This is a genomic window from Sphingopyxis sp. 2PD (assembly GCF_005503695.1).
Taxonomy (GTDB): Bacteria; Pseudomonadota; Alphaproteobacteria; order Sphingomonadales; family Sphingomonadaceae; genus Sphingopyxis.
Genome location: NZ_SCMU01000022.1, coordinates 12,644 through 38,268, shown reverse-complemented (window position 1 = coordinate 38,268; position 25,625 = coordinate 12,644). Strand labels below are relative to the sequence as shown.

20 protein-coding genes are annotated in these 25,625 nt (G+C 66.2%); 14 read left to right on the top strand and 6 right to left on the bottom strand.

From position 1 onward, the window contains the following. The first annotated feature begins 15 nt into the window (after nucleotides 1–15). Nucleotides 16–447, top strand: coding sequence for a hypothetical protein (locus FFS18_RS13395; RefSeq protein WP_120215103.1), 432 nt, complete (start codon nucleotides 16–18; stop codon nucleotides 445–447). A gap of 101 nt (nucleotides 448–548) precedes the next feature. After that, complete coding sequence (rtcA, locus tag FFS18_RS13390; RefSeq protein WP_120215104.1) at nucleotides 549–1,571, top strand: RNA 3'-terminal phosphate cyclase; 1,023 nt, start codon at nucleotides 549–551, stop codon at nucleotides 1,569–1,571. Nucleotides 1,572–2,086: 515 nt separating this feature from the next. On the opposite strand, the gene FFS18_RS13385 is transcribed toward rtcA, so the two are convergent. From FFS18_RS13385 to FFS18_RS13370, 4 genes are all read right to left on the bottom strand, one after another. Beyond that, entirely contained in the window at nucleotides 2,087–2,539 is a 453-nt protein-coding gene (locus tag FFS18_RS13385) for a thiol-disulfide oxidoreductase DCC family protein (RefSeq protein ID WP_120215105.1), read from the bottom strand. Then, nucleotides 2,532–3,647, bottom strand: a complete 1,116-nt coding sequence (locus FFS18_RS13380) for a saccharopine dehydrogenase family protein (RefSeq protein WP_120215106.1) — start codon at nucleotides 3,645–3,647, stop codon at nucleotides 2,532–2,534. The genes FFS18_RS13385 and FFS18_RS13380 overlap by 8 nt, the downstream gene beginning before the upstream one ends. Then, nucleotides 3,641–4,111, bottom strand: a complete 471-nt coding sequence (locus FFS18_RS13375; protein WP_120215107.1) for a DUF2269 family protein — start codon at nucleotides 4,109–4,111, stop codon at nucleotides 3,641–3,643. Before FFS18_RS13375 ends, FFS18_RS13380 begins: the two co-directional genes overlap by 7 nt. A 65-nt stretch (nucleotides 4,112–4,176) precedes the next feature. Beyond that, complete coding sequence (locus FFS18_RS13370; protein WP_249340402.1) at nucleotides 4,177–4,806, bottom strand: TetR/AcrR family transcriptional regulator; 630 nt, start codon at nucleotides 4,804–4,806, stop codon at nucleotides 4,177–4,179. A gap of 93 nt (nucleotides 4,807–4,899) precedes the next feature. Here FFS18_RS13370 and FFS18_RS13365 point away from each other — a divergent pair, with 93 nt between their 5' ends. Genes FFS18_RS13365 through FFS18_RS13350 form a run of 4 tightly spaced genes read left to right on the top strand, consistent with a single transcriptional unit; the run spans nucleotide 4,900 to nucleotide 9,155 of the window. Beyond that, a complete protein-coding gene (locus tag FFS18_RS13365; protein WP_137871205.1) occupies nucleotides 4,900–6,036 on the top strand; it encodes an ABC transporter permease in 1,137 nt (378 codons plus the stop codon). Continuing rightward, nucleotides 6,033–6,761 (top strand): ABC transporter ATP-binding protein, encoded by a 729-nt coding sequence (locus FFS18_RS13360; RefSeq protein ID WP_212743053.1) that lies wholly within the window; start codon nucleotides 6,033–6,035, stop codon nucleotides 6,759–6,761. The genes FFS18_RS13365 and FFS18_RS13360 overlap by 4 nt, the downstream gene beginning before the upstream one ends. Nucleotides 6,762–6,765: 4 nt before the next feature. Next, on the top strand, nucleotides 6,766–7,764 hold the full coding sequence (locus tag FFS18_RS13355; RefSeq protein ID WP_137871204.1) for an efflux RND transporter periplasmic adaptor subunit: 999 nt from the start codon (nucleotides 6,766–6,768) through the stop codon (nucleotides 7,762–7,764). Then, nucleotides 7,761–9,155: an efflux transporter outer membrane subunit gene (locus tag FFS18_RS13350; RefSeq protein ID WP_249340401.1), complete on the top strand. Its 1,395-nt coding sequence runs from the start codon at nucleotides 7,761–7,763 to the stop codon at nucleotides 9,153–9,155. Before FFS18_RS13355 ends, FFS18_RS13350 begins: the two co-directional genes overlap by 4 nt. Nucleotides 9,156–9,363: 208 nt before the next feature. Here FFS18_RS13350 and FFS18_RS13345 read toward each other — a convergent pair whose 3' ends face one another. Then, nucleotides 9,364–11,001: an N-acyl-D-amino-acid deacylase family protein gene (locus tag FFS18_RS13345; protein ID WP_137871203.1), complete on the bottom strand. Its 1,638-nt coding sequence runs from the start codon at nucleotides 10,999–11,001 to the stop codon at nucleotides 9,364–9,366. A 193-nt stretch (nucleotides 11,002–11,194) separates the two neighbouring features. Between FFS18_RS13345 and FFS18_RS13340 the strand changes: the two genes are divergently transcribed. The 7 genes from FFS18_RS13340 (at nucleotide 11,195) to dacB (ending at nucleotide 19,533) form a co-directional block, all read left to right on the top strand. Next, nucleotides 11,195–12,079 carry a LysR family transcriptional regulator gene (locus tag FFS18_RS13340; protein WP_137871202.1) on the top strand — a complete coding sequence of 295 codons (885 nt, stop codon included), beginning with the start codon at nucleotides 11,195–11,197 and terminating at the stop codon, nucleotides 12,077–12,079. Nucleotides 12,080–12,175: 96 nt separating this feature from the next. Then, nucleotides 12,176–13,210, top strand: coding sequence for an N-acetyltransferase DgcN (gene dgcN / locus FFS18_RS13335; RefSeq protein WP_137871201.1), 1,035 nt, complete (start codon nucleotides 12,176–12,178; stop codon nucleotides 13,208–13,210). A 10-nt stretch (nucleotides 13,211–13,220) separates the two neighbouring features. Further along, nucleotides 13,221–14,213, top strand: a complete 993-nt coding sequence (gene dgcA, locus FFS18_RS13330) for an N-acetyl-D-Glu racemase DgcA (protein ID WP_137871200.1) — start codon at nucleotides 13,221–13,223, stop codon at nucleotides 14,211–14,213. Between the two features lie 22 nt (nucleotides 14,214–14,235). Continuing rightward, nucleotides 14,236–15,474, top strand: a complete 1,239-nt coding sequence (locus tag FFS18_RS13325; RefSeq protein WP_137871199.1) for a dicarboxylate/amino acid:cation symporter — start codon at nucleotides 14,236–14,238, stop codon at nucleotides 15,472–15,474. Next, the gene (locus tag FFS18_RS13320; RefSeq protein WP_171005318.1) at nucleotides 15,471–17,048 is read left to right on the top strand and encodes an MFS transporter; all 1,578 of its coding nucleotides are present in this window, start codon (nucleotides 15,471–15,473) and stop codon (nucleotides 17,046–17,048) included. The genes FFS18_RS13325 and FFS18_RS13320 overlap by 4 nt, the downstream gene beginning before the upstream one ends. Continuing rightward, nucleotides 17,045–18,055, top strand: a complete 1,011-nt coding sequence (locus FFS18_RS13315) for a serine hydrolase domain-containing protein (protein ID WP_137871198.1) — start codon at nucleotides 17,045–17,047, stop codon at nucleotides 18,053–18,055. Before FFS18_RS13320 ends, FFS18_RS13315 begins: the two co-directional genes overlap by 4 nt. Beyond that, on the top strand, nucleotides 18,055–19,533 hold the full coding sequence (gene dacB, locus FFS18_RS13310; protein WP_137871197.1) for a D-alanyl-D-alanine carboxypeptidase/D-alanyl-D-alanine endopeptidase: 1,479 nt from the start codon (nucleotides 18,055–18,057) through the stop codon (nucleotides 19,531–19,533). The genes FFS18_RS13315 and dacB overlap by 1 nt, the downstream gene beginning before the upstream one ends. Nucleotides 19,534–19,765: 232 nt before the next feature. Here dacB and FFS18_RS13305 read toward each other — a convergent pair whose 3' ends face one another. Beyond that, complete coding sequence (locus tag FFS18_RS13305) at nucleotides 19,766–22,153, bottom strand: penicillin acylase family protein (protein ID WP_137871196.1); 2,388 nt, start codon at nucleotides 22,151–22,153, stop codon at nucleotides 19,766–19,768. 421 nt (nucleotides 22,154–22,574) lie between these two features. On the opposite strand from FFS18_RS13305, the gene FFS18_RS13300 reads away from it, so the two are divergent. After that, nucleotides 22,575–25,616 carry a TonB-dependent receptor plug domain-containing protein gene (locus tag FFS18_RS13300; RefSeq protein WP_137871195.1) on the top strand — a complete coding sequence of 1,014 codons (3,042 nt, stop codon included), beginning with the start codon at nucleotides 22,575–22,577 and terminating at the stop codon, nucleotides 25,614–25,616. Nucleotides 25,617–25,625 lie beyond the last annotated feature (9 nt).

Here is a 25,625-nt window from a genome sequence, read left to right as displayed (position 1 = left end):
TTCTGGTGAGAAGCCATGCGCAAGTCGCTTTATTGCAGCATATGTGGCGCGCGATTGACGACGCCGCTGACCATCGTTTCGGGTAAGAATCCGAAGGTTGTGAAGCCGCTGATCGAGGTTCGCAAGCCGATCGTGTCGCAGGGTACGGCATACAAGGCATGGGAGGCGACGCCGTGGCTCTATCGCGCGCCCGGCGAGTCCTTGTCCTTCGTTCCGCAATATTGGCTGAACCCCACGGACCTGACCGATTCCGTGCAGTTCCCGAAGAATGGCGCCGGGCTGGGCGGATGCTGCGGGATCGCCGGTATCGGCGGCCCCAATCAGCTTTGCCGATGCAAGTGCCCGATTGGGACCTTGCAGGACGATTGCATGACGCCAAAAGTCTTCATCCCTGAACCCGACGCCACCGTCTGGGTAGAGGGCAACGAGGACTATCCGGCACCCTAGCCATAGTGGAGACCACCTTTGGGCAAGAAGGCCGCAAGCCCGACATTTGGATGTTTTGGCCGATGCCTTGGTCGGCAGGATTTTACAGGTAAGCAAAGAACATGATCATCATCGACGGATCGGAAGGCGAAGGCGGGGGGCAGGTGCTGCGTTATGCGTGCGCGCTGGCGCTGCTGACCGGCGAGCCCTTCACGATCGAGAATATTCGTGGAGGACGCGAGAAGCCGGGGCTCATGCGCCAGCATGTCACCGCGATCGAGGCCGCGTGCGTCATCGGCGGCGCCGAATGTTCGGGGCTGGCGGTCGGGTCGAACAGCATCTCGTTCCGACCGGGGCGGATCACGCCCGGCGACTATCATTTCGCGGTCGGTACCGCGGGCAGCACTGCGCTCGTCCTGCAGACGGTCATGGTGCCGCTGATGCTGGCCGATGCTCCGTCGCGGCTCGTACTCGAGGGCGGGACGCATGCGATGGCCGCGCCGCCCTTCGAGTTCATCGAGCGCACGTTGCTGCCCGTCATCAACCGAATGGGGCCGACCGTTGCCGCGCGGTTGGTGCGCCACGGCTTCTTCCCGCGCGGGGGTGGGCGCGTCGAGATCGACATCGCGCCGGCGCCGCTGCGCGCGATCGAATGCGTCAAGCGCGGTGCCCTGCGCCGCGTCTCCGCGACCGCGATCATAGCGGGGGTTCCTTTCGACGTCGGCGACCGCGAGCTGAAGACCGCGGCCAAGACGCTTGCCGGCTGGCCCGCCGATGCCTTCGGTATCCGCCAGCTTCCCGCTGATCAGGGGCCGGGCAATGCGCTATTGCTCGAAGCCGAATTCGATCATGTGACCGAGGTAATGTCGGCTTTTGGCAAAATCGGAATTCCCGCCGAACGCCTAGCTAAAACTGCGGCGCGGCGGATAGCGGGATATTTGGCGTGTGAGGCTTTCGCCGGCCCTTACCTGCAAGACCAATTGCTGCTTCCCTTCGCGATGGCGAGGGGCGGGTCCTTTTCAACGGTAAAACTGAGTCAGCATACGCTGACGGCGGCAGCGCTCGTCGAGCGCTTTCTGGGGGCAGGCTTTCGCTTCGTCGAACGACCTGACGGGGCAATCATGGTCGAGTGGGCAGGCTCGTAGCGATACTGCTTGCTCGACCGGGCGCGACAATGGCCAGAGTCTCTCGGCGGGGATCGGCAGCTACGTAACTGAAAATGGGGTTACCTTTGACCGATTGCAGCTCGGCAGCTTTGAGCGAGCAAACGGAAAGAGCGCAAGTTGCGCGGGGTGGGTCATTGATCTGGAGTGCGTCCATCATGCGGTCTCTATATGCTCAACGACCGCCCGCGCGCATTGCGCAGGCAATTCTCGAACGAAACCCGGTCGAAGCCGACGAGGCCATGAAGCAGCACTTCAGGCAAAATATCGAAGTTTTGTCCGGGATCGCGGGATCCGGCGGTCGCGATATGCATCCATGGCCGTGACGCTGGCGGCGAGCTGATTATTGCGGATCGTCTGGTCGCGGCTGATTTGTTCGGCAATGGAGTTGCTTGTCGCGCCAAGGGACAAGCTCGCGTGCTCTCTCTCTCTCGGTGCAACGCAGCCAAAAGCCTGCAATCTGCTATCAGACGACGATCGAGGTTGGATCACGCTTCCTAAAGCAATCGCTCACGCTGCGCTTTGGTCAAGAGCGCGCAAAAGTCGGCCTTGCCGAACCAGCGATATCGGTTGCGGGCGACCAGGGCGTAGAGCCAGTCGCGCAGGCGTTCAGGGATGATGGCGGACATGCGGAGTGCGTGCCACCAGCGCCCCAATATCCGGCAGAGCTCCAGATAGCCGCGCGACGCGGTATAGGCGGACCCATCTGCAATGAGCAGATAACTCTCGTCCATATCGATTCCGTAATGGGCATAGAGCGCCTGGCCCAGCGCTTCCTGCGCAGGCGTAAAATTGACGAGCGCCCTGCCATCGTTTCGCATGATCCAGCTCGCGCCGCTCGAGCACAGCACGCAGATGCCATCGAACACGAACAGCGCTTTGCGGTCATCGAAATCGGGGACCGCCGGATCATTGCGATAGCTGAATGGTTGTTTTGAGACCTCAGGCATTAATCTCGTCCCGAATGACCTCGATATCGAGATCTGACAGCGCGCCGAGATAGCTGTCGAGATCGATCAGATCGACGCAGGGCGTTGCGCCGGGTCTTATCGACCAACCCCTTGCCAGCCGCCTGGCCAGCAGGATTGCCGGCATGCACGGGATGTAGGGCCCATGGCCCGACCGCGCGACGATCCAGAAGCGTCGCTGCTGCGGATCGCCGCCATGACCTACGCCGCGCAGGAACATATGAAAGCCGCTTTGTCCCGAGCCGAAGCGATCGAATGCGAAAGCGAGCTTGAGCAGCGATCCGGCATGGTTGCTGAGCGATCCGATCAGCCCCAACCGGACCAGCGCGCCCAGCATGCGCGTGCCGATATGGAGCGTCTTCAGCTCATGCCCGGCGCAAAAGCGCATCGACCGGAGCGTGGGATAGCGTTCGGGAAACAATGCCAGGTCCGGAATATCGCAGTTGCCGAAAAGACGGGTGCCAAGCCCGGGATAGCGGACGACATGCGTGTCTTCCCAGCCATGGACGGTTTTCATCGCGCCATCGCGCAGCATCTCGATCGGTTTGCCCACATAGCTGAGCACCGCCGAGGTTGTTGCCAGACCGCGATTGGTGTGCTGCGCCGCGCTGATGCCGTAATCGACCGCCTCGAGCCGTGCGAACGACGGGAGATAGGCGTCGATTACCGCTGCCGTCAGACAGGGGACCGAGCTGGCTCCACTGACCACCAGCAGATTTTTCGCTCGTGCTTCGGCATCGAGCCGGCCGATCGTCGCCACGAACGCCCGCGCATCGGCGAGGTCGATATAATGACAGCGCTGTGCGATGCACGCCCGCGCGACGCGGTGGTCCTGGGTCTGGAAAGGCCCGGTGGTGTGGATGACGATGTCTGGCGCGATTCGCCCCAGCGCTTCGGTGAGGTCGCCATCGATGTCGATCGCATGACCCTCGGCGACATGAGCGGGTCCGAGCGACGCCGAAAACGCCTTTGCCTTGGCCGCCGAGCGTCCCCCGATCAGCAGGTGGATGCTCGCGTCATTGGCAAGGCTGCGCGCGATATAGCTGCCAAAATTGCCATAGCCACCGATGATCAGGACGCGGGCTACCATGTCGGTTTGGTGACCATCAGCCAAAAAATGACGACCAGCCCGCCGAACGCGGGCCAGCCCAGGATGAACCATTTACGAAACAGCCGAACATAGGCCGCTTCATCGATTGCCTCGCCCCGTGCGGACGCTTCCAGCAGCCTTTTCATGCGGATCTGAATGAACACGACCGGCACCCAGCACAGCGCCGCCAGCAAATAGAGGCCATAGGTGACGACCAGCCAATAATCGTCCCACCGGAAGCCGCCGTGCCACACCAGCCACGCACCGCTCAGCGGCTGGATGATGACCGAAGGCAGGGTGAACAGGAAATCCGCCTTCACCGTCATGCGTGCGGCAAAGGCGCGCTCGACCGGAACGCGGCTACGACTTCCGAAGAACATGAAATTGGCAATCCCGATCCCCGTCCCGAACACGATCGTCGCACTCAAGATGTGCAGCGTTTTGACGAGCGAATAGAGGTCCATGGAATGTCGCTACAGCACAGCGCGCCGCGCCGCCAGATATACGGGCATCCACGAAGCAGACTAGCCTACCGACCCCCGCCGTAGATATTCAAAAAGGCATCGACCGCAGCCTCGACCCTTCGTTGGGTTGATTGGGCGCTCGGCGGCGCGCCGAAGCGGAGTTCGACGTCGCCGAAGCCCTTGCACATGGCCGCAAATTGCTCGGCGGCGAGGGCGGGGTCGGGAATGGCAAGGGCTCCGCTTTGGGAAATCGCGGTCAGAAATGTCGCCATCGTCGCTTTCATCCGCCGCGGACCGGCGTTCAGGAAAGCGAGGCCGATTTCCGGGTTGCGCTCGGTTTCGGCGGCGATACGGCGCTCGAACTGAACCATCTCAGGCCGCGACAAAAAGGCCACCATGGCGTGGCCGATATGGAGCAGGCGATCGCGGAGCGAGGTCGTCCCGTCACCCTCGATCGAAAAATGACTGCGCATCCGTTCGCATTCGCGTTCGATTGCCGCGGCAAACAGCCCCTGCTTGTCCGAAAAATGATTATAGACCGTCACCTTGGACACGCCCGCGGCCGCGGCAATTTGTTCGATCGCAGCGGCGCCATAGCCATGTTCGAAAAACGCATCCCTGGCGGCGACCAGAATGGCCTCGCGCTTGGCGAGATTGGCCGGGCGGCCAAGATTCGTTTTTGGGGCGATTGACAAACTGTACGCTTCCGTTCACTTATACGCTACCGTTCAATAATGTTCACAAAGCGAAACGGTTGCAAGCGGTGAGGAAAAAAGGGCTCTCCCCCGATGGTCTGGATCGCAATCCGAATGCTGACCGGCGACGCGACCAAATTTTATGGTCTGCTGTTCGGCATCGCATTTTCCACCCTGCTGATCACCCAGCAGCTGACCATTTTTGTCAATCTGATCGAGCGCGGCGCTAGCGGCGTTTACAACGTCCCGTCGGCCGATGTCTGGGTGATGGACCCGGTCAGCCGCACGACCGACGTCAATCTGCCGATGCCGTCGACAGCGCTCGATCGGGTGCGGTCGGTGGCGGGGGTCGAATGGGCGGTGCCGCACCTGCGCGCCGCGGCGTCGGTGCGGACAAAGGAAGGCGATCTTGAAGGCGTGTCGGTCATCGGGGTCGACGACGCGACGCTGATCGGCTTGCCTCGCCGGATGGCGTCGGGGGCCGCCGATGTGCTCGAGCGGCCCGATGCGGTCGTCATCGACGATGTCGGGACGACGCGCTTTTTCCCGGAAGGATATGATCCCGTCGGCGAGCGGCTGGAACTCAACGACCAGCGCGCGGTGATCATGGGGGTCGCCGATGCGATCCCCAGCTTTACCAGCCAGGTCACGCTCTACACCCGGTATAGCCGCGCCCTCAATTTCGTGCCCGGTACCCGCAACCGATTGAGCTTTGTGCTGGTCGGCGCCGCGCCCGGGGTGGATGCGAAGGCGCTCGCGGCGCGGATTACCCAAGATACGGGGCTGCGCGCCCGCACCCGCGACGAATTCGCGCGCGACGGGGTGGATTTCATCATCGAAAACACCGGCATTCCGCTGAATTTCGGGATTACGGTGCTGCTCGGCTTTGTCGTCGGGGTGGCGATCGTCGGCCTGACCTTCAGCCTGTTCATCCGCGACAATATCAAGCAATTCGGGGCGCTGAAGGCGATCGGGGTGAACAACGCGAAGATCCGCCGCATGGTCGCGGCGCAGGCGGCGATGGTCGGCCTGATCGGCTATGGCCTTGGCGTTCTTGGTACCGTCGGCTTTATCTGGGGCTTTTCGAGCAATCCGACCTTCAAGGGTTTCTATATCCCCTGGCAAGTGCCGCTCATCAGCCTGGTCGCGGTCGCCTTGATCCTGGCGCTGACCGGCTGGATTGCGCTGCGCCGGGTGCTCAAGACCGAACCCGCGGCGGTGTTCCGGTGAGCGCCGCCGCCGACACAGCGACGGCGATCGCCGCGATTTCGACGCGCGGTGTCGCGCGCGACTTCACCGCGGGGCAGCAGACGATCCGGGTGCTGCACGGCATCGACCTCGACGTGCGCGCCGGCGAGCTCACCTATCTGGTCGGGGAGTCGGGATCGGGCAAGACGACGCTGATTTCGATCATGTGCGGCATCCTGTGGCCGACCGAGGGCGAAGTGCGACTGTTCGGTACCGACATCTATCGCCTCAGCGACAGCGATCTGGTCGATTTCCGGCTGCGCAACGTCGGTTTCATTTTTCAGCAATATAATCTGATCCCGGCGATCGACGCGGCGTCGAATGCCGCCGTGCCGCTGATCGCGCAGGGAATGGACCGGCTTGAGGCCCGCGAGCGGGCGATCGAACTGCTCGCCGCGCTCAACATCGCCGATCAGGCTAACAAGCTTCCCAACCAATTGTCAGGCGGCCAGCAGCAACGCGTCGCGATCGCGCGCGCATTGGTCCACCAGCCGCGCCTGATCGTCTGTGACGAACCGACCGCGGCGCTCGACGCGCGGTCCGGGCGGCGCGTGATGGACCTGCTGCGCGAGGTTGCGCTCGCCGACGATCGGTCGGTGATCATCGTCACCCACGACAACCGCATTTTCGACCTCGCCGATCGCATCCTCGTGCTCGAGGATGGGCGGATCACCCATGACGGCCGCGACATGCCGAAGGACCATTGACGCCATGACCCGACGCTTTGCCAATCTGAACTTCGCCCGCCAGATCCTGCCGGCGATCGCCTTGCTGGGGCTGGTGATCGCGGTGATCTTTATCGCGAGCGGGCTCCCCGACCGGCAGCTCGAACCGCCGCAGCAGACGCCGCCGCGGGCGACCGGGGCGCTCGCTAACAGCGCGCGCGTGGCGGGGGCGGGGGTTGTCGAGCCGTCGAGCGAGATCGTCGATGTCGGCACGGCCTTGTCGGGTCTGGTGATGCAGTTGAATGTGCAACCGGGCGCCTATGTCGCCAAGGGTGACTTGCTGTTCACCGTCGACGATCGCGCCGTGCGCGCACGTTTGGCGGAAGCGGAGGCCGCGATCGGCGAAGCGCGCGCGGCGATCGGGGAGGCTGATGCGGCGCGCATCACCGCGCAGCGCCAGCTCGCACTGTATCGCCAGGTTGACGATGCCGAAGCGGTCAGCCGGACCGAAGTGGTGCGGGCCGAAGGCGAAGCCGCGGCAGCAACGAGCAGGCTCGCGCTGGCGCGGGCGCGCCTCGCCGCGGCGAGCGCGGCGGCCGGCAGCTCGCGTACCGAACTAGCCCGGCTGGCGGTGCGCGCGCCGATCGCCGGCGAGATCCTGGCGGTGAATATCCGCCCGGGCGAATATGTGCAGGCAGGCGGGCCGCAGGGCGGCAATGCCGAACCCTATATCCGCATGGGCGAAACGCGCCCGCTGCACGTCCGCATCGATATCGACGAGGATCAGGCGGCCGATGTCGCGTTGGGAGCCAATGCCATCGTGTCGCCGCGCGGCGCCGCCGAGCGCCAGGTCGCCGCGCGCTTCGTTCGCGCCGAACCGCTGGTGGTGCCGAAACGCTCGCTGACCAACAGCGCCGCCGAGCGCGTCGATGTGCGCGTGATGCAGATCATCTATGCGCTTCCGGCGGGCAGCGACCTCTTCCGCGTCGGGCAGCAGGTCGATGCTTTCATCCCGGCGAAAGCCCCCTCCGGAGCCAGGAAGTGACGCGCAGCGCGCCCCTGTTCTTCGCCGCGGCGCTGCTGGCAGGGTGCGCCGCCGGGCCACCGCCGACGGTGGAGACGCCGACGCCGCCGCTTCCTGCGACCTTTTCCGGCGCGCCCGATGCTGCTCGTGCCGGGTCTTTGGCGGCTTTGTTGCCGAGTGACGATCCTGCTTTTTTGGCGCTACAGGCCGCGGCGATCGCCGAAGCACCCTCGCTCGGTGAGGCGGCGGCGCGGATCGAACGCGCCCGCGCCGCCGCGCGCCGCGCCCGCGCCGAACGCGCGCCGCAATTGGACGCGTCGGCGTCGATCGAGACGAGCCGCAGCAATCCCGGGAGCTTCGGCGCCAGCCTGCCGCCCGGCATTTCGATCGATCCCGATCAGACGGCTTACGGCGCTTCGCTCAGCGCGCGCTGGGATCCGGACATCTTCGGTCGCTTGCGGTCCGAACAGCGCGCCACATCGTTGCGGCTCGATGCGGCGACCGCCGACGCCGATGCCGTCCGGATCGCGCTGATCGCCGATATCGCGTCGCTGGTGGTCGATTGGCGCAGCCTTGACGCGCGTGCGGCATCGCTTCAGCGCGACCTGGCGTCGGCCGAGCGTCTGATTGCGCTGGCCACCGCACGATCGACCGCCGGCCTTGCGCCGGGCGCCGACCGCGTGCGCGCCGAAAGCGTGGCAAGCGCATCGCGGAGCCGTCTCGCGGGGCTCGATACCGAACGTGGCCCGATCATTGGACGCCTGGTAACGCTAACCGGGCGCGATGCCGCATGGGTCGAGGCGCAGCTGGATGCGCCGCATGGTGAGCAGGCGTTGCCATCGGCGCCCGCCGCGCTGCCGTCCGACCTGCTCGTCCGCCGTCCCGATATCGTGGCCGCAGCCGCGCGGCTGGCCGCGGCCGACGCCGATCTGGCGGCGACCGCCGCGCGGCGGTTTCCGCGCCTGACGCTGTCGGGCACGCTGGGCCTGTTGGCATTCAGCCCGGGCCAGTTGTTCGACGATGATTCGATCATCGGGTCGCTCGCCGCTGCAATCGCGGGGCCGCTCCTTGATTTTGGCCGGATTTCGGCGGAGATCGATGGTGCGGCGGCGGACAAGAAGCTCGCCTTTCAGCAATATCGTGCGACGGTGTTCACCGCGCTGGGCGATGCCGAGTCGGCTTATCGATTGATTGCCGCCGCCGACGCGCGTGCGGCGGCGGCGGCGCAGGAGGCGGCGCTATTGGCGCGCAGCGACGCCCTGACCGCAAGCCGCTTTCGTGCCGGGCTGGCCGACTTGTCGGCGGTGCTGGAAACGCGGCGGCAAGCCGACGGCGCGGCGGAACGCGCCGCGGTCGCGGTGGGCGCGGCGCGGCGCGCGCGCCTGCTGTTGTGGCTGGCGCTGGGCGGCTAGAGTCTGTCCAGCTCAGGCTGAAGCAAGTCACCGTAGCCCTGAGCCTGTCGAAGGGCGCTTATCGGCGAGAGACGCCCCCTTCGACTGCCTTGCAGGCGCTCAGGACAGGCTTCGACAGGCTCAGGGCTACGGATTAGTTTGAACAGGACAGACGCTAGCGCACGTCGCCTTCGCGCCGGGAGCTGCGCGCGACGGATTTCCGCTTCAACTAGCCGGGGCAGCCCGGCGGGCGGGGCCGGAGCAGCGCGCGGCCCGCGGCAACGCCGGTGGTGCGGCCGTCGTCGAGCGCCAGCGCACCGTTGACGAACAGGCTTTGCACGCCGACGCTCAATTCGCGCGGGCGGACATAATCGGCGCGCGGCGCATATCCCGCAGGATCCAGCACGACGATGTCGGCGAAAAAGCCGGGACGCAGATAGCCGCGCCGGTCGAGCTTGTAGATGTCGGCGGTGCGGCCGGTCGATTGACGGATGAAGGTCGCCACGTCGATGACCCGGCGTTCGCGGACATAGCGCGCGTATTTTTCGGGAAAGGTCGCGAACATGCGCGGGTGGCCGTCCGACCCGTCGGACGATGTCACCATCCAAGGCTGCTGCATCAGCAGGTCGACGTCGGCCTGCGCCATGTTGAACGACGCGACCGCGGTACCGCCGCCCTTCTGGCCGCCAATCTTCGCCTCGATGCTCTGGCGAATGATGCGCAGCGCCGCGTCGCGGCTGTCCATCTTCCATTCGTCCGCGACCGCCGCCACCGTCTTGCCGGTCCAGGGAAAGCCCTCGGCGATCAACAGCAACGCCCCCGGCCCGCCGCGCCGCCGCAGATTTTCCTGCATTTCGTCCCGGAGTCGCGCCAACGTGGCGGGATCGTCGAGGCGCTTGAGCAGCGCCGCACCGCCGCCATCGACCGCCCAGCGCGGCAGCAGCGACGCATCGAGGTTGGATCCCGACGCCAGCCACGGATATTGGTCGGCGGTCACTTCGACGCCCGCTTTGCGCGCCGCTTCGATCGCGGCGATCACCGCCCCCGCCTGACCATGAACATCGACCCCCAGCGCTTTCAGATGTGCGAAATGCACCGGCATCCCGGCGCGCCGCCCGATCGCGATCGCTTCCTCCACCGACCCGATCAGGCCGATGCTATAGCTCGATTCGTCGCGTTGGTGGGTGTCGTACAGCCCGCCGCGGATCGCTGCCTCGCGCGCCACCGCGACGACTTCGTCGGTCGTGGCAAAGCTTTGCGGGGCATAGAAGAGCCCGGCCGACAGCCCGACCGCGCCCTCGCACATTCCGTTCGCGACCAGCGCCTTCATCGCGTCCAGCTCCGTGGCGCTCGGCGCGCGTGCGTTCTGCCCCAGCACGCGCTGGCGCACCGGGCCAAAGCCGACGAAGGGGACGATATTGGTGCCGATTCCCGACGCCGCGAGTTTGCCGCTGTCCGCAGCGACGTCGGGCGTGCCATTGCCGTCGACGCCGATCATCACGGTGGTCACCCCCTGATGCAGCCACGCGGCATTGACGCGTAGCTTGGGGTCGGACGAACGGAGGAAGCTGTCGGCATGCGTATGCGGATCGATGAAGCCGGGCGCGACGATCATCCCCTTCGCATCGATCACCCGCCGCGCCGTGATGTTGCCGATGCGGCCGACTGCGACGATCCGGTCGCCGCGGATCGCGACATCGCCGACGACGGGCTTGTCGGGACTGCCGTCATAGATGGTGCCGCCGCGGATGATGACGTCGACCGCCTTGTCGGTGCGCGCCGTGGCGCCGGTCACGGCGACCAGCGCCGCGCCTGCCACCAGTGCGCCGATGGCGCGGCGCACCGGGAATGAGGCAGTTGACGGCATCGGCGTGGTCCTTTGTGCGAACGACGGTTGATAAAGGTGAGCGCGGGCCACCGGGGGACTATTCCGGCTCGGAAGATGTCCCGAACGCAGGCCCGGCGTCCAGAGGAGGGTGTTGCGGCGCCTATAACCCAATGGCATAAGGCGTCAAATTGGGCTGGAGCGGCCCGCGCACGCAGCTTGGGACCGTCACGACATGAACCTTCGCCAGATCGAGATTTTCCACGCGGTGTTTCTGCACGGCACGGTCAGCGCCGCGGCGCGCTCGCTCAACGTGTCGCAGCCGTCGGTGACGAAGGTACTGCGCCACGCCGAACGATCGATCGGGCTGACGCTGTTCGAGCGCTCGAAAGGGCGGCTGATCCCGACGCAGGATGCGCACACCCTGTTCGCCGAAGTGTCCGACATTCAGGACCGGGTGCGCTCGCTGCGTCAGGCGTGCCAGAATCTGCGCCACGGGCGCGGCGGGCTGCTGCGCATTTCGGCGTTGCCCTCGTTGGGGCTCGGCGCGATTCCCGCGGCGGTGGCGCGATTCCTGGCCGATCATGAGGATATCATGTTCGACCTCCAGACGCTTCACCATGACGAAATGGTGCGCAAGCTCTACGAACATGAAACCGACATCGCGATCAGTTTCGAAGTGCCGCTGTCGGCCCCCGTCGCGCATCAGGTGATCGGCGAGGGCGAGCTGGTCGTCATCTACCGCGAAGAGGACATGCCCGCCGCGCCGCCGCGGCTGCATCTCGACGAGCTGCGCGGGCAGAAATTCATCAGCCCGGTGCAGGGCGGCCCGATCGGGCGGATGCTGTCGAGCGAACTCAGCCGTCTGGAGGTCGAGCTGGACGAAGTGGTGTCGGCGCGCACCTATTATGTCGCCGCCGCGCTGGTCAGCGCCGGGGTCGGCATGGCGATCGTCGACAATTTTACCGCCCATGCCGAATTGTCGCCCGGACTGGCAAGCCGCCCGCTGCAGCCCGCGATCACTTTCGACATCAACGCGGTCTATTTGCAGAACCGCCCGCCGTCAAAAACGGCGTCGGCGTTTCTGGAGGAGCTCGCCACGGTGATCGAAGGATTATAGCATCAGGCTATAGGATATGAGGCGCAGGATATTGGGGCAATGCGACGGGTGGCGGTAGAGTTGGTCCTTTCATCGTCCCGCAGGTTGCTCTGAGCCATGATCGACACACCCTATCTTCTTTACCTTGGTCATTCGCAGGACCCCGCCGATATCAAGACGTCGCGCGGGCTTGCGGTGTTCCGGCCCGACATCTGCGTCGGCGAGTATCGCCACGATGATTGTCCGCTGACGCTCGACCTGCCGCGCATGGATTTCGCCGCGGCGCGCGCGGCGGGAGCGCGGACGCTGGTGCTGGGGATTGCCAATGCGGGCGGCAAGCTGGGCGAGGACCTGGTCGTCGACGCGCTGGCCGCGATGGAGGCCGGGCTCGATATTGCATCGGGGCTGCACCACCGGCTGAATGCCGAACCGCGGCTGATCGCGGCGGCAGCGCGGCTCGGCCGCAAGCTGCACGACGTGCGCGACCCGCGACCCGACATCCCGATCGGCAATGGCAAGAAGCGGGCGGGCAAGCGGTTGCTGACCGTCGGCACCGATTGTTCGGTGGGAAAGATGTACACGACCCTCTGCCTCGCCAGCGCGCTCGAAAAGCGCGGCGTTGCCGCCGATTTCCGCGCCACCGGCCAGACCGGCATCCTGATCGCGGGCGACGGCGTCCCGCTCGACGCCGTGGTCGCCGACTTCATCTCGGGGGCGATCGAACAGATTTCGCCCGCGCGCAGCGACGATGGCTGGGATCTGATCGAGGGGCAGGGCTCGCTTTACCACCCCTCCTTCGCCGGGGTGTCGACGGGGCTGCTGCACGGGGCACAGCCCGACGCACTCGTCCTCTGCCACGATCCAGTGCGCCCGCATATGCGCGGCCTGCCGCATTATCCGCTGCCCGGCATCGCTGAAACGCTGGAGGCAAACGTCCGCGTTGCGCAGTTGACCAACCCCGATGTCCGCGTCGTCGGCATCGCGCTCAACACGTCGGCCATGGCCGAGGATGATGCGCGCGCGCTATGCGCCGCCACCGCGGCCGAATTCGGCCTGCCGACCAGCGACCCCTATCGCTTCGGGGTCGAGGCGATCCTCGACCGGCTGCTGGGCGTGACTGCCCCTTCGCCTGCCGTTGGCGCAACTGCCTGACCGGCCCGCCATGCCCCGCACCCTGACCGTCTTTGCAGAGACGTTTAAACTGCATGCGCCTTTTCGCATCTCGCGCGGGGTCAAGACCGCGGCCGAGGTCGTCACCGTAACGATCGGCCAGGACGGCCTGACCGGACGCGGCGAAGGTGTCCCCTATCCGCGTTACGGCGAGAGCGTCGAAAGTGCGGTTGCGGCCATCGAAAGCCTGCGCGGCGCGCTTGAACAGGGAATGGGCCGCCAGGAACTGCTTCGGTGCATGCCCGCCTCTGCCGCGCGCAACGCGGTCGATTGCGCGCTGTGGGACCTCGAACTGCAACTCGCGGGCAGCGATCTCGCGGCGGCGCTCGATCTCGACCGCCCGCTGCGCCCGATCGTGACCGCGATGACGATCAGCCTCGACACCCCCGACAATATGGCCGTCGCCGCGGCCGCGCTCGCCGCTGCCCCGTTGCTCAAGGTGAAGGTCGACCGCAACGATCCCGCCGCGCTGCTAACCGCGGTTCGCGCCGCGGCGCCGCTGCCCCGCATGATCGTCGATCCCAATGAAAGCTGGACGATCGCCGAGGTTCGCGATTTGCAGGGTCTGATGACCGATCTGCGGATCGACCTGCTCGAACAGCCGCTGCCTGCCGATGCCGACGGCGACCTCGCCGGCTTCCGTTCGGCCATCCCGATCGCTGCCGATGAATCGGTGCACGTGGCCGCCGATCTCGATACGCTGCCCGATGGCTATGGCGTCGTGAACATCAAGCTCGACAAGACCGGCGGGCTAACCGGGGCACTCGAACTGGCGGAGGCTGCGCGCGCGCGCGGGCTGGATGTCATGACCGGTTGCATGATCTGTTCGTCGCTGTCGATCGCTCCGGCGTGGGCGATTGCCGCGACCAGCAGCTTCGCAGACCTTGACGGACCGCTCTGGCTTGCCGAGGATCGCGCCGGGGGAGTCCGCGGTGCCAATGGCCTGCTGTCGCCGCCGCAGCCCGGCTTTTGGGGCGGGATTTGACACGAACGGGGCGACAGGGCCGATGACAGTTTTTCTTCGCGGCTGGTTTGCGGTGCCCCTGTGGCAACGCGTGTTGGGCGCGATGGTCATCGGCGTGGCACTCGGGCTGCTGTGGCCCGCGGCGGCCTCGGCGATCGCGATCATCGGCGAATTGTTCGTCCGCCTGATCCGGATGCTCGTCGTCCCCATCGTCTTTATCAGCATCGCATCGGGGGTCACCGCGCTCGCCGATCCGCGCAAGTTGGGATCGGTCGGCGCGCGCACCGTCGGCCTGTTCGCGTTCACAACCTTTTGCGCGGTGTCGATTGGTATCGTCGTCGGCCTGCTGCTGGAACCCGGACAGGGCGCCGCGCTCGGCAGCGCCGCGCCGCACGCGCTGGGTGAACCCAAATCGCTCCACGACCAGCTGGTCGGCATCGTTCCGGTCAATATCGTCCAGTCGCTGGTCGACGGCGACATGCTGGCGATCATCTTTTTCTCGATCCTGCTCGGCTTCGGCGTCATTCTGGCGGGCGAGCAGGGGCGCCCGATGGCCGATTTGCTGCAATCGGCGGGGCAGGTGCTGTTCCACCTGGTACGCATCGTCATGGAGGTTACGCCATTCGGCGTTCTTGCGCTGATCGCCAAGGCGGTCGCCGACAATGGCGTCGCGGTGTTCGCCAATATCGGCTGGCTCGCGGTCGCGGTCGCGGCGGGGGTCGTGCTGCAAATCCTGCTCGTCCATGTGCCGCTGATCGCCTTTGTCGTGCGGCGCCCGGTGCTGCGCTTCTATCGCACGATCGTCGACGCGCTGGCCGTCGCTTTCTCGACCGCATCCTCCGCCGCCACGCTGCCGGTGGCGCTGCGCATCGCGCTCGACGATTTGCGGATTGCGCCCGGGGTCGCCAAAACCGTGCTGCCGATCGGCGCCAGCATCGGCAAGGACGGGACCGCGATGTACGTCGGGCTGCTCAGCATCTTTGCCTTGCAGGCGGTGGGGGTCGAACCCGACCTGCCGATGCTCGCAATCGTCCTGCTCACCGGCGCGCTCGCAGCGTTCGGCACCGCGCCGATCCCTTCGGCGTCGCTGTTCATGCTCGCGGCGGTCTTGTCGGCGGTCGGGGTGTCGCCCGAACAGACCGCGCTCGTCGTCGGTTTTGTCCTGCCCTTCGATCGCCTGCTCGACATGACGCGCACGGTGGCGAGCGCGAGCGCGAACCTGACGGTCACCAGCGTCGTCGGCCGCTGGGAGCAGGCGGGCCAGCCCGAGGTCGGCAAATGACCGCCATGGCCTTCGATGCCGATGCGCCCGCGGCGGCATTTGCGAGCGATCACGAGGCCCGGTCGGCACAGCGCCGCGCCCGCATCCTCTATCTGATGCTCGGCTTCTCCGCCGGGCTGCCCTTTTACATGTTTTCGACCGTGCTGGCGGTGCGGCTGACCGATCATGGCGTCGCGCTGGCGATCATCGGTTTCTTCGCGTGGGTCCAGTTGTTGCCGACCTTCAAATTCCTGTGGGCGCCCTTGCTCGATCGTTATGCGGTACCGGGCTTCACGCGCTTCTGGGGCAAAAGGCGCGGCTGGATCATGCTGTCGCAGCTCGGCATCGTGACCGCTTTGGTGGCGATGGCGTTCACGTCCGCCGACAGTCTGGCGCTGACCGCGTTGTTCGCGGTTCTACTCGCCTTCTGGACGACGACGCTGGAGGTTGCCGCCGACGCCTGGCGGGTCGAACTGGGGCCGACGCCCGAATTGCAGGGGCCGCTCGCCGCCGCGAACCTGTGGGGCTATCGCACGGCGATGGTCGCCGCGGGCAGCGGGGCGCTGCTGTTCGCCGACGTCGGCGGCAGCCTCGCGCCGACGCTGCAGTCGTTCGGCATCGCGCCCGGCTGGACCGCGGCCTATCTGCTCATCGCGGTCGCGGCTTTCGTCCCGCTGCCGATCCTCGCCGCTCTCCCGTCCGAACAGCGCGGCACGCGCGGCCGTGCCGCCGCGCTGATGGGTGGATTGGCGACCAGCGCGGCGATCCTGCTCGCGCTCGCCGCGCTGGCCGCGGCGGTCGGCTGGGTCCTACTCGGCGCCGCCGCCAATCTTGGTATCAGCGCCGCGACTAACGTCACCCCCTGGGTGCTCGGCATCGCCATGCTGCCCTTTCTGGCGATGGCCGCGATGCTGCCGCGCATCCGCAGCGCCGCGCCCGATTCACCGCTGCGCACCTCGGCGGCGATTGGTCCCTATGTCGATTTCTTCTGGCGCTATGGCGGCCTCGCCATCGCCCTGATGGCCTTTGTGTCCATCTATCGCATGGGTGACGTGCTGGCGCTCAACCTGTCGAAGCCGATGATCCTTGGGCTCGGCTATACCAAGACCGAGATCGGCTGGGCCGACGGCGTGGTGGCGCTGGCCGCCAGCATCGTCGGCGTGGGGCTCGGCGGATGGATGACGACGCGCTGGCGGTTCGGCATCACCCTGACGATCGGGGCGCTGTTCGCGGCATTCGGCAATTTCGGCTTCGTCTGGCTCGCGCACCAGCCGCACGATCAGACCTTGCTCTATATCGCAACCGCTGCCGATCAGTTCGGCAATGGCATGGCTGGCGCCATCTTTGTCGTCTATCTGTCGATGCTGGTGAATCCGCGTTATCCGGGCGCGCAATATGCCTTTCTGTCGGGCTTCGCCTTCCTGTTGCCGCGCCTCCTGTCGGGGGCAGGCGGTACGGTGGTCGGGCGGCTCGATGATGCGGGATATAATGGCTTTGACCTGTTCTTCCTTGCCTCGGGGGTGATCAGCTTGGCGGCGATCCTGTTCCTGCCGCTGATCGCGCGGGCCAGGCCGCGCGCGGACGATCGGCCATGATCGACGCCGCCTTTGCGCCGGTGGCGGCAGCGATCGACGCGGGGCGGATCCCCGGCGCGGCGCTGGGGCTGGTCACCGCCGACGGGCAGAGCCAAGTGCGTATTGCTGGCATGGCCGCGCTTGTTCCCGAGCCCGGGCCGCTGACCCGCGAGCATTGGTTCGACCTTGCTTCGCTCAGCAAGGTCATCGCGACGACGACAATGATCCTCAAACTGGCCGAACAGGGCCGCCTCGACCTCGACCGCCCCTTGACCGATGCGATCCCCGATCTGCGCCAATATGACGTCGCGAACGCCGCCGAGCGGCGGCTGACCTTCCGCGACTGCCTGATGCACCGCAGCTTCCTGCCCGCGGTCGAGCCGATCTATACCTATGGCGACGATCCCGCGCGGCTGCGCGCCTTTGTCCTCCAGCGCGAATGGCGGCACGGCTCGCCGGTCTATTCGGACATCAATTTCATCCTGCTCGGTATCGCGATCGAGCGGCTGACCGGCGCCTCGCTCGCGGACTGGCCACTCGGCGAAGGGCTCGGCTTCGGCCCGCCCCCCGGCCCGGCGGTCGCGACCGAGCATTGCCAATGGCGCGGGCGGGTGCTGAAGGGCGAGGTGCACGACGAAAACGCCTATGCGCTCGGCGGCGCGCCGGGCCATGCGGGGATGTTCGGCACCATCGACGGGGTGCTCGGCTTCGCCCGCGCACTGCTCGCCGGGGAGCTATTGTCGCCCGCGATGCTGCGCGAAATTCGCACCGCCGACGAACGCCACCGCACCTGCGGCTGGGAGCGCGCGTTCGCGGGCTGGCACGGCGGGAGCGGCTGTTCGGCCGATACCATCGGTCACACCGGTTTCACCGGCACCGGTCTCTGGATCGATTTCGAGCGCGGCCTTGGCTGGACGCTGCTCACCAACCGGGTCCACCCGACCCGCCACTTCGACAGCGGCATCGCCGCGCTACGCCCCGCCGTCGGCGAACAGCTTGTCGCCGCATGGGATGCTCAGGAGAGATGATGAAAACCGCGCTCAAACCCCTCGCCCCGGCCCTTGCCCTGGCGCTGCTGATCACCCCCGTCCACGCCCGCACGCCTGCTGTTCCCGCGCCCGCACCGCTGCTCACGACGGTCGAACAGACGCTGGCGGCCGCCCCGGCGGGGTCGCGGTTCGGGCTGCTGGTGACGACGCTCGATGGCGAAGTGCTGCTGGCGATCGACCCCGACAACCGCTTCATCCCGGCATCGAACACCAAGATGTTCACGACCGCGGTCGGCTATGCCCAGCTGCCGCTGCTCCAGCAGGTGGCCAAAGGCACCGGGGTGCGGCTCGAACGCGGCGGCGGCGCGACCGATGTCATCCTCCACGGCCGCGGCGATCCGTTGTTGTCGAGCGCCGACGACTGCAAGACCGATTGCCTGCAGACTCTTGCCGACGCGGTGGCGGCAAAGACCCGCGCGGTCCGCAACATCGTCGGCGACGACAGCTGGTTGCCCGACGAACGCTGGAGCCCGGGCATGAGCTGGAACAATATCGTCTCGCGCTACGGCACCGGCAATTCCGCGCTGACGCTCGACGATAACGAGCTGGTGGTGAAACTGGCGCCCGGCGCGCTCGGCGCCGCGCCGACGATCCAGACCTCCGGCTATTATGTCATCGACAACCGGGTCACCACGGTCGCGGGCAAGGCCGAAGCGATCGAGGCCGATCGCATGCCGAATAGCCGCGTGCTGTGCCTGACCGGCACCGTCGGTGCCGAGGTCGCGCCGCTCACCCTCCGCTATGGCATCGACGATCCGGCGCATTATGCCGCGTGGCGGCTCGGCGAACTGCTGAAGGCGCGCGGCGTCCGCGTCGATGGCGCGATCGAGGTTCGCCACCGGCCGCTGACCGCCGCCGATGATCCCGAAAAGCGCAACGGCGCCCCGGCCGCCGTGCTGACCGAACCTGCCATGCTCGCCGAACTGCCCGCGCCGCCGCTCGCCGAAAATATGGTTCGGATCAACAAGGAGAGCCAGAATCTCCACAGCGAACTGATGTTGCGCCGCGTCGCGCGGCATATGGGCAGCGGTTCGATCGCCGACGGCCGGGAGGCGGTGCGGCAGTTGATGACGCAGGCCGGGGTCGCCGAAACCAGCTACGACTTTTCGGACGGGTCGGGCATGTCGAGCTACAACCGGATGAGCCCGCGCGCCGCGGTCGGCCTGCTCAGCTGGATCGCGCGTCAGCCGTGGAGTCTGGCGTGGCGCGACACGCTGCCGATCGCGGGGCGCGACGGGACGCTACAGAACCGGTTCAAGGGGACGATTCTGGAGGGCAAATTATTCGCCAAGACGGGGTCGCTCAACGCCTCGCGCGCGCTGTCGGGGTATCTCACGACAAAAAGTGGCAAGACGTTGATCTTTTCGGTGCTCGCTAATGACATGCCCGACGGCACCGACAGCCAGGCGACCGCAGCGGTCGACCGCGCGTTGGTGGCGATCGCCGAGGGGCTGTAGCAACTGAATTCTAGCCACCCTTCCCCCTTGATGGGGGAAGGATACGCAGCCTTATCGCAAAGCGATTAGGCGGAGTTGGATGAGGGTGATGGTGCGTCTTTTCGCCGTCGCCTCAGGTCGAGAGCGCACCCCCACCGCTGCGACTAGGCGGCAAGCCGCCAAGTCTCGCTGCCTCCCCCATGGAGGGGGAGGGAAACCAAGAGCTTGCGATAGATTTTGGTCGACGTCGCGATTAGCTCCCAGCAGGGGCCAGCACCAGCCGCGCCACCGCATGACGATCCACCGCAGCCTTGCTGAACCACAGCGGCTGCATCGCCCCCGCCAGCCATTTGGGGTAAAAGTCGCGATAACGCGGCGACCGTGGATCGGCGGACTGGCCGGGGAGCAGCAGGAAGCGGCTGTTGTCCCACGCGCCGACGTCGGCGACGAACAAGTAGCTGGCGCCATGCGACACGTTGAACCCGCGCCGCGAATTGAAGCCGCGCGCCATCGGCGTCGTGCCGTCGCCCCCCGACCGGCCGCCTTCGATCTTGGGAAAGGCCGCCGCGATCGCCGGGATCGACGATGCGAGGGGGTGCGCGATCGTCACCCGGTGCAGGTCACCCCACTGCCACTTTGCGGGGTCGCTACCGCCAAGCTCGATTGCCTTTTGCCAGCCCGCCACCAGCGCGCGGTCGATCATCGCGTCGCGCGCCGCGGCGGGATCTTCGCCCAGCCGCTGGTCGGGCGTTCCCAGGATGCGCAGCATTTCCGACAGGTTGACCGTCGGGATCAGATCCTTCGCTGCCGCGGGAACCACCCGGTCGCGAAAATCGGCCGCCAGTGCCACCATCACCATTTCGAACAACAGCGCCGCCGCGCTATCGGCCTCGATCCCGCAGTCCCAGCGCCTGAGCAGCGCCGCCGCTGGCGCCGCCTCGGCTGACAGATTTGCGGGAAGCAGTTTCAACAGCGCGCGCGCGGGCAGCGACTGGACGTCGTGCTGCAACGCGATACTGTCGGCGATCCGGTGCTTCGGCTGGCTGCGCAGCACCTCGGCGCAGCGATCGTAACGATAAGGATCGCTCCAGGTAAAGCTGATGATCCGCTCGCGATAGGGATAGTTCGCAGGCAGGTTCATCTGGTTCGCCGACGCGAACCACCCCTCGGGCGGGTTATAGACGTGCGGCATATCCTGGACCGGCAGCAGTCCCGTCCAGTCGAAATCGCCATCGCCGGGGGCAGGAAACAACCCGTCATGCTTCGGCCGCCGCGGGGTAAAGCCGATCGTCTGCCACCCGGTATTGCCGTCGATGTCCGCGTAATGGAGATTGGTCGGCGACACGTGCAGCTTGAAGGCCTGCTGAAGCGACGCCCAATCGGTCGCCAGATTGATCGCGATGATCGCGAATTTCATGTTGGCGCCCGGCAGCATGCTGACCGTGGCAAAGGCGACGGCGCGATTGCGCGCGGCGTCTTGCGACACGATCGGGCGGCCATCGGCATAGCGCAGCGTCACGCGCTCGGGCGGCGCGCCCTTGACGATGATCTCGTCCTCATGGGTTTCGAACGCGCGCCATTTGCCCTTGTGCCAATATTGGTTCGGGTCATCCGGATTGGTGCGCAGGATGAACAGGTCGGTCTGGTCGATATGGAAATTGGTGCGGCCGAAGGCGAAGCGGTCGGTGTGCCCCTGCATGATCCCCGGTAGCCCCGGCGCGCCCGCGCCGATGATGTCCAGCCCCGGTGCGGTCATATGAACCATGTGCCGGGGACTGGCGCCGCCGATGCCCAGATGCGGATCGTTGGCCAAAATCGCCCGTCCGGTCGCGCTGCGCGAAGGCGAAACGGTCCAGGCATTGCTGCCGAGGGCAAAGCGGTCGCTGCCGCGCAATTCGGGATCGAGCGCCGCTTCCTGGATGGCGTCGAACGGCACCGGTCGGGCCGCAGGATCGAGTACGCCCAGATCGGCCTCGCTGACCGCCGCGACGTCGAGCCCCTCGGGTACGGTAAAGGCCCAGGCGGGGCGTAGCGGCGCAAACAGCTGTTCGGCGTCGAGCAGGCCGCGCGTGTGCAGTTGCGCGCGGCGCACCTCGTCGTCGGCGTCGCCCATGCCGATGCCGCGGCTGCGCACCAGGTCGCGCACGTCCCAGCGCAGCGGGCGGATCCCCAAAATGCCATATTCCAGCGGCAGCGCGGTGGGATCGGCGGCGAGTTCGTCGATCCGCGCATTGACCCCGGCGACATAGCCGCGCGCGCAGTCGAGCACGTCGGGCGGCAGCGCCGCCAGTTCGGCGTCGATGTCACCGCGATAATGGAACAGCCGCGCGGCGCGGTCGGCGGCGACGAAGCGCGGGCCGAAGGCTTCGGCCATCCGCCCCATCTCGCGGCGGCGTTCCATGTCCATCTGGAACAACCGGTCGCGCGCAACCAGATAGCCTTGCCCGAAAAAGGCGTCGTGGCGCGATCCGGCGCGGATGTGCGGCACGCCCAATTCGTCCTCGATGACCTCGATCGGCGCGCGCGACCCGGCGAGGTTCACCCGTTGCGTGCCGCCCTTGACCCGTGGTTTCGCGAGAAGGCTTCCCGGCATCGCGACAAGCGCGGCCGAGGCGAGCAGGAACGCGCGGCGCTGGATCAACGAAACTTCCCCGACAAAATGACCGATGACGAAGCGTCAGCCTATCGTAGCATGGGGTCGCCACCCCATAGCAAGCGGGGCGCCTCCTATAACTGCAAGCTATCCGCCGCCGCGCCAAGGCGTTCCGCGATGCCATGCCCTGTGGCTATAGGTCCATATCGTCAGGGTCAGCGCGAAGCGGTTGACCGCCCGTAACCACCCTGTAACCTTCCCGTCACGGACCCGGCTGTCGGCGCGAAGGACGCGCAGCGGCAATCGGGCCGTGAAGGTCGAAAGCCGGAAAATCATAACAAGACGGCATAAGCAGCCGTCAGGCAGTCAGGGCGGACATAGTGGGGGCGCGCCAGCCCGGTGCATCGGTGCCGGGAACCGCATCGAGCGATGCGCGGCGCGCCGTTGGGCAATAAAGGGGACGTTTAACATGCGCTATCTTGAACGAAATCGCCGGTCGCTGGGCCGCAGCAGCAGCTTTGGCGCGGCGATGACCGCGCTGGCGCTCGTTCACAGCGCGCCGGTGCTGGCGCAGGAAACGGCGGCGCCCGCCGATTCCATCGAGGCCGCAGACGCCGATCAGATCATCGTCACCGGTTCGCGCGTTGCGCGCGACGGGTTCCAGGCGCCGACCCCGCTCACTGTGCTGAGCGAAACCGAGATCCAGAACAGTTCGCCGACGAACAACATCGCCGACTTCGTCAACACGCTGCCGTCGCTTGCAGGTTCGACCCGTCCGTCCAACTCGCGCCTCAACATCTCGAGCGGTCAGGCGGGCATCAACGCGCTCAACCTGCGCAATCTGGGGTCCGAACGCACGCTGATCCTGGTCAACGGTCGCCGTTCGGTGGGGTCGACGATCACCGGGCTGGTCGACATCAACACGATCCCGCAGGCGCTGATTTCCAGCGTCGAGGTCGTGACCGGCGGCGCGTCCGCGGCTTATGGTTCCGACGCCGTCGCGGGCGTCGTCAACTTTGCGCTCAACAACAAGTTCGAAGGCCTGAAGTTCGAGGCCGACAGTGGCATCACCCAGGAAGGCGACGGCTTCAACTATTCGTTCAGCGCCGCGGCCGGCATGGCGTTTGCGGGCGGGCGCGGTCACGTCCTGCTCAGCGGCGAAGTCGCGCACAATGACGGAATCCTCCAGGTCGATCGCGACTGGAATCAGATCGGGTTCCTGCGGTTCGAAAATCCGGCCTATCTGGCGAACGCCAATTCGGGGGCGCCGCAATATATTTTCGTGCGCGGTGCGGGGCCGACCAACTCGACCCCGGGCAGCATTATCACCAACTCCGCAGGCGGTGCCGCGAACCGACTGCGCGGCATTTATTTCGGCAGCGGCGGATCGGTAAACCAGTTCGTCTGGGGCGATCTGACCTTCCCTTCGCCCACCGGCACCGCGGTGCCGCTGCGCACGCGGGGGGGTGACTGGCGCGTCAATGATTCGGGGCGCAACATCGGCCTCGACCCGCGCGACGACCGTTACGGCGTGTTCGGGCGCCTGAGCTACGAGGTCGGCGACAATGTCGAATTGTTCGCCGAAGCCGCGTACAACAAGCAGGAAGTGCTGTTCAATGCGGGGCCGAACCTGCAGACCGGGATCGTGCTCAACGCGACCGGCTGTACCCAGACCCCGGTTCCGATCACCTGCAACGCCTTCCTGCTCAACACGCTGGGTGCCGCAGCGCTGCAGGGCATCACCAGCGTCACCATCGCCACGACCTCGGCCGATCTGCCGTTCCGCGGGATCAACAACAAGCGCGAGGTTCAGCGCTATCTGATCGGCGCCGAAGGCCAGTTCGACGCATTCGGCAAGACCGCGCGTTGGGACATTTACGGTCAATATGGCCGCGCCGACCTGCGCGAACAGTTGCGCGACATTCAGAATATCGCGCGCATCAACGCCGCCCGCGACGCCGCCTTTGCGCCGGCGGGAAGCGGCTTTCCGACCGGGTCGATCCAGTGCCTGATCAACGTCGACGCCAATCCGAACAACAATGACGCGGCGTGCGTTCCGCTCAATCGCCTCGGCCTTGGCGTCGCCGATCCGGCCGCGATCGATTATGTGCTCGGCGATCCGTATCGCAAACAGCGGCTGGAACAGATGGTCGTCGGCGCCAACCTGTCGCTCACCCCGTTCGCGACCTGGGCTGGCGACGTCAGCATCGCGGTCGGCGCCGAATATCGGAAGGAAAAGATCAGCGGCTTCGTGCCCGACGAATTCCAGCCGGTGCCGACGCGCGACGTGAACGGCAATGTCATCGGCGCCACCAACCGCTGGTCGGTGGGCAATTACCTGCCCAGCTTCGGGTCGTACAACGTCAAGGAAGCCTATCTTGAAACCGTGATTCCGCTCGGCTTCGGTCTGGAGTTCAACGGCGCGGTGCGCGCGACCGATTATTCGACCGCGGGTTATGTGACGACGTGGAAGGCGGGCGCGACCTGGCAACCGATCGACGACATCCGCCTGCGCGTGACGCGGTCGCGCGACATTCGCGCGCCCAACCTCAACGACTTGTTCCAGGCGGGTACCGCGAACAGCGATTCGGTCAGCAACCCCGGCTTCATCACCGGCACCAGCCCGTCCTTCGTCCCCGCCGGTCAGCCGCCGCAGGCCGGTTACAGCTATTCGGGCTTTGCGACGGGCAACACCGACTTGACCCCGGAAAAATCCGATCAGTGGAACGTCGGCGCGATCTTCACGCCCCGCTTCCTGCCCGGGTTCAACCTCGCGGTCGATTATTTCGACATCCGGTTGAAGAGCGGGATCAGCGCGTTCAGCGCCCAGCAGATCGTCAATCTGTGTTTCCTGGGCGAACAGGCATTCTGTAACGCAATCAGCGTCGACCCCGCACGCACGCAGAATCCGGCGCAGCCCTATCTCGTCATCCTGACGCGCCCGTTCAACGCGGCGAGCCAGAAGGTCCGCGGCGTCGATATCGACGCATCGTACCGGATCCCGATGGCACAGGGCAGCGGTGCGTTCACGATCCGCGGCCTTGCCACCCGCTATCTGGAAAACCGCTTCAACAGCGGCGTCCCGGGGACGGTGGTGCTCAACACGGTCGGGGTCAACGGCGGCCAGTCCAGCACGCCGAAATGGATCTACCGCGTCAGCGCGGCCTATGACGATGATGATTTCAGCATCACCGCGGTGGGCCGCGGGGTGAGCGCGGGCAAATATGTCGCCAACGGCATCGAATGCCAGACGACCTGCCCCGTCTCGACCGTCAACGCGCCGACCTATGAACGCAATCGCGTCAAGGGCGCCTTCTACGTCGATCTCAACCTGACGCAGAAATTCTCGGTCGGCGGCGACGATGGCCGCGGCGAGTTCTTCATCAACGTGACGAACCTGCTCAACGGCGACCCGATCCTGCTGCCCGAAACCGGGCTCGCGGCGAACAGCACCTATTCGGATCTGCTGGGCCGCGCCTTCCGCGTCGGGGTGCGCTTCAACCTGAAGTGATCGCCGACC